The 3816-nt window shown below is 32.8% G+C and carries 6 protein-coding genes; 1 reads left to right on the plus strand and 5 read right to left on the minus strand.

The window, feature by feature from the left end; all coding sequences use genetic code 11:
• Nucleotides 1-459: 459 nt before the first annotated feature.
• The 4 genes from E5329_RS28535 to E5329_RS28550 form a co-directional block, all read right to left on the minus strand.
• Entirely contained in the window at nt 460-753 is a 294-nt protein-coding gene (locus tag E5329_RS28535; protein WP_135992496.1) for a recombinase family protein, read from the minus strand.
• 59 nt (nt 754-812) lie between these two features.
• Complete coding sequence (locus E5329_RS28540; RefSeq protein ID WP_135992497.1) at nt 813-1646, minus strand: FRG domain-containing protein; 834 nt, start codon at nt 1644-1646, stop codon at nt 813-815.
• A gap of 132 nt (nt 1647-1778) precedes the next feature.
• The gene (locus tag E5329_RS28545; RefSeq protein WP_275443867.1) at nt 1779-2087 is read right to left on the minus strand and encodes a hypothetical protein; all 309 of its coding nucleotides are present in this window, start codon (nt 2085-2087) and stop codon (nt 1779-1781) included.
• Between the two features lie 146 nt (nt 2088-2233).
• Complete coding sequence (locus tag E5329_RS28550) at nt 2234-2719, minus strand: hypothetical protein (RefSeq protein WP_135992499.1); 486 nt, start codon at nt 2717-2719, stop codon at nt 2234-2236.
• 95 nt (nt 2720-2814) lie between these two features.
• On the opposite strand from E5329_RS28550, the gene E5329_RS28555 reads away from it, so the two are divergent.
• Complete coding sequence (locus E5329_RS28555; RefSeq protein WP_135992500.1) at nt 2815-3147, plus strand: hypothetical protein; 333 nt, start codon at nt 2815-2817, stop codon at nt 3145-3147.
• A gap of 58 nt (nt 3148-3205) precedes the next feature.
• Here the strand turns inward: E5329_RS28555 and E5329_RS30235 are convergent.
• On the minus strand, nt 3206-3816 hold a 611-nt coding region (locus tag E5329_RS30235), incomplete at its 5' end, for a hypothetical protein (RefSeq protein ID WP_168356815.1).

Consider the following 3816-nt stretch of genomic DNA (forward strand, 5'->3'; position numbering starts at 1 on the left):
TCTATCATACAGGTTTGCTCCAGTTTTGTATAGGTACCCACTATCTACCGTTTACGTTAATTCTGGGTGGCACTTTTCTCATTTCACTGCTTTCCTATATTGATAGGAATAACAAGCGAAAATAAATAAGCCTACCTTGCTAACTTGACCGGTTATAGGTAGGCTTATTGCCAACTTTGGAGGCTAACCACTTTGTGGGCGGCTGCTCCTTTTCTATAATATAACATATCTGAATCTGGAAATCAACATTTTTTTGAAATCATGGAAGATTATACGGCTTGCAAAACCCATACTATATTCAAGGATGATTCCTTACAGGTTCAAAACATAACTGCCATCAGTAAAGGTATTTATCAAAATCCATCATTTCTTTTTAAGCAGGTAATGACACTTGCCTGTATATATTCTGCATTGATGAACAAACACTTTCCCCTAGCTTCCTGTCGCTCATTCTTTGCCTTATAATCGTATATAAAGATAGGAAACACCGTCGGTAAGATGCTCGAGTTCACCATTGAATGGGTCAAATATGTTGTTTGATACAATAAAAATAATCTTAACGCCACACTCCCTGCATATGGTCTGCAAATAACCGTCTACCTCTGTTGAACGACACAGCCTGCTCTCGTCTTTGGCAATGATATATTGGATATCCCCTTGCATTACTCTTTCAATCATTACACTGAACTCAGGGCACCTGTTCGTTGCACCGCTGATACCGTTGTTTACATATTTTCCTTGTCGGGCAATCATAATGTTGAAATGATAAAAACATGGAAAATTCTATTATTTCTCACATATATATCCTATCACTAAAGTCTCAAAGATTCTCTATTTATTCCTTTATCATTTAAAATTCTTAAAATTTCCTCTTTATCCTGATACGGAATAACAATCTTATCAATAAATCTCGATGTGGATATCGTTGGTGGAATATCAGTCAATTCATTTGTGATAGTCACTAAAGGGATGTTTCTACTCATAGCACGAGTATCTCTCCCCACTGTTTTATTGCCTTGAACAAAAAACACCCCCTCCTGGCTATACATACGCAAATTCGACTCTCTTAAATTTTCCATTTCTTCTTTTGTTGGTGCAATCATAAAACCATGTTCTGCCCATGATAATATCCTTAGAGCCAATTTTTCACATTCCACTGAAGTATACTCATGATATTTGCCTGAAAATGAATTTACAAATTCATCTACTTTCATTGCTTTCTCAAGTTTTGCTATTTCCATTATAAGCTTAACATCACAAATATCACAACGTCTCCCGAAATATGAACAACAATAAACCACTCCATCTTCATTCATGTGCTTTTCGCTTGCGCAAGCGAAATACAAAGCCACATCTTTGCTGGTGGTAAAGTCTAATAATCTGGTAGGTTTTCCATAATGCTGCATGTATGCAATATTTTCAAATACCGAATAATTTTCATTCCAAACTGCATTCTTTAAAAATATATCATTATCATTTATCTTTTTTACTCCGTTTTCTTTCTCCTTTTCTATTTCTCGCTGAAGCGTTGATTTCAAAGCCCAGTTACTTGATTGACCTCTATAAAACACATCAAGATTATGATTTGCTGCTTTCGCTTCCCTATAGTATTGATTGCATCTCTCAATAATACTTTTATATTCCATTTTTCATCTCCGTTTTTTACAATCTCTTAATGTATTATACACATCAATTATAAAGCTTTTTAGTTTTCATATCCAACTTATTTACTAATTTAACACACATTCACATATGTTGAAAACACCAAATCCGTCAGATTATATCATATTAAAATGCCTAAACGCCTCCATAATCGCTTTCTCTTTCTCTAGCGGACATTTCGGCACACGGCTTTTTTCTTCGCCCATATTATAATTCAGACGCTTCTCCAAACCGCATTTGTCTTTTATCTGTGCCACATACAGCGATGATACCTTTAGACCATACTCTGATTTTATCCACTCTTTGATTTCCGTATAGGTCGCACATCCCTTTACGTCTTTCAAAAATTCGTTATCTTTCGGCTCATAATCGTCGTATGCATACACGATATTTTTTGTGTTACTATTTCCTACCCAAAAGGACACACGTCTCAGAATGGCTCAAGAGGACAGAAAGTACGTCAAATGGCTCCTCGGTCTGTCCAACTTAATCCACTACCAATTTTACATTTCTATTGCAAACGAGAATATTTCAACAGATTTTTATTCTCTTGGTTATTTGTGCAAATATATCATGAATAACTAATAAACCTTAAAGTAAAATATCCATATAAAATTTTCTCTGCTTTAATTAAATATTTTTTTATTAAACAAGCCAAATAATACAATTGCTGTATACTCGCAAATGAATGATTTCCATCAATTATATTTATATTATTCAATGGTAATTTTTCTTTAATACATTTATTACGCCATTCTTCTGCATTAATATTAGAATCATCTTTTGCAAGAATAAAATATATTTTATTCTTGATACTTTCTAATTCCCGAATATGCTCTAACAAAGCAAGGCTTTTCAGTTTTTCTAAAAGTTCCTTACTCATTTTGCAACCCTTATAGTAAGGATTAGAAAACTCAAAATTTTCCTCCTTCAGATTACCCCAAACCACTTCCTTTAATTTTTCATCAAAAGCATTATCATACAAATTAAATATTGGCGTAACAAATATTATTGCTCTTATATCTTGTAGTTTATGGAAATGTTCACACAACAACAACGATGAAACACTGCTACAAACTATTATTGTTTCTGTGAAATCATTTGTTATTATAAATTCATTTAGAATGCTTTTTCAAAGCATCAAAATCTTTTTTGAAGTTAGGCACTGAATTCCAGAGCCATAATTATGGTGCAATGGTAAGCCATACAGCCATTGTATTTACAAGATATATCATTCTGGAATGGATCCGCAGGAACCAGAATGACCAGAAAACATACGGCGAACTGTTTTTCATATTCTGTGAAGATATCCGGAATATGGATCTGACGGATGCAATGCAGAGCCTGATGGCTCTGTTTGTGGAGCATATATCCACACTATCCGCAGATATCTCACCTATATTAAAAAGTAAAGTAACCGAGTGGATTGTTTCTCAAACCACATTTATTCAAGCTTTATTCGGAAATATCTGCTGGGAAAGTTGAGTTAATTAATTTTTGTGCAATTTTCAAATTAGCATTTATAGCTTTATACTGACTTATATCAAGTTAAATAATCAAAAGGTAATCCAATTTCATTAATTACATAAACAGTGCCCACACTTACAACCAACCGAGTTGACTCTTTTCTCTGAATACTCTCTGTCTTTGCCATCAGCCCTAGGCTTATTGAATAATTATTTCCATTTGTGTCAGCTACTATAATAGATGCCACGAAATCTTCATTTTTAACATTAAACCATATATCCTTATCAAAAAGACAAAATCTTTCATTTTTATCAAGCAAAAAAGGCTTCTTAAACTTCATAAAGGTATTATCTATCTCCATACCTTTAACTACACAAATTGCATTCTCCGAGTTTTTAATAATACAACCTTTAAATGAAAAAATTTTTTTCAGATTAATATCATTAATAATGATTGTAGATTCATTTTCGCTTGCAGTAACAAAAGATGAAAAAATATTATCATTTATTTCCAAATCAGTTACTCTGATTTTTTTCATGGAAATATCAGCATCATTTGGATTTTGAATCAAAATAAGATAAGGTTTACTTTTATTTTTCTCATCATCTTTTCGAACTTGTTCTTCTCTCCTAAGGAACTGTCGTGAAATAATTTGTATATTTTTGGAATCTATGTTAATATATGTCA

Origin of the sequence: Petralouisia muris (assembly GCF_004793545.1) — a bacterium.
GTDB classification, from domain to species: Bacteria; Bacillota; Clostridia; order Lachnospirales; family Lachnospiraceae; genus Petralouisia; species Petralouisia muris.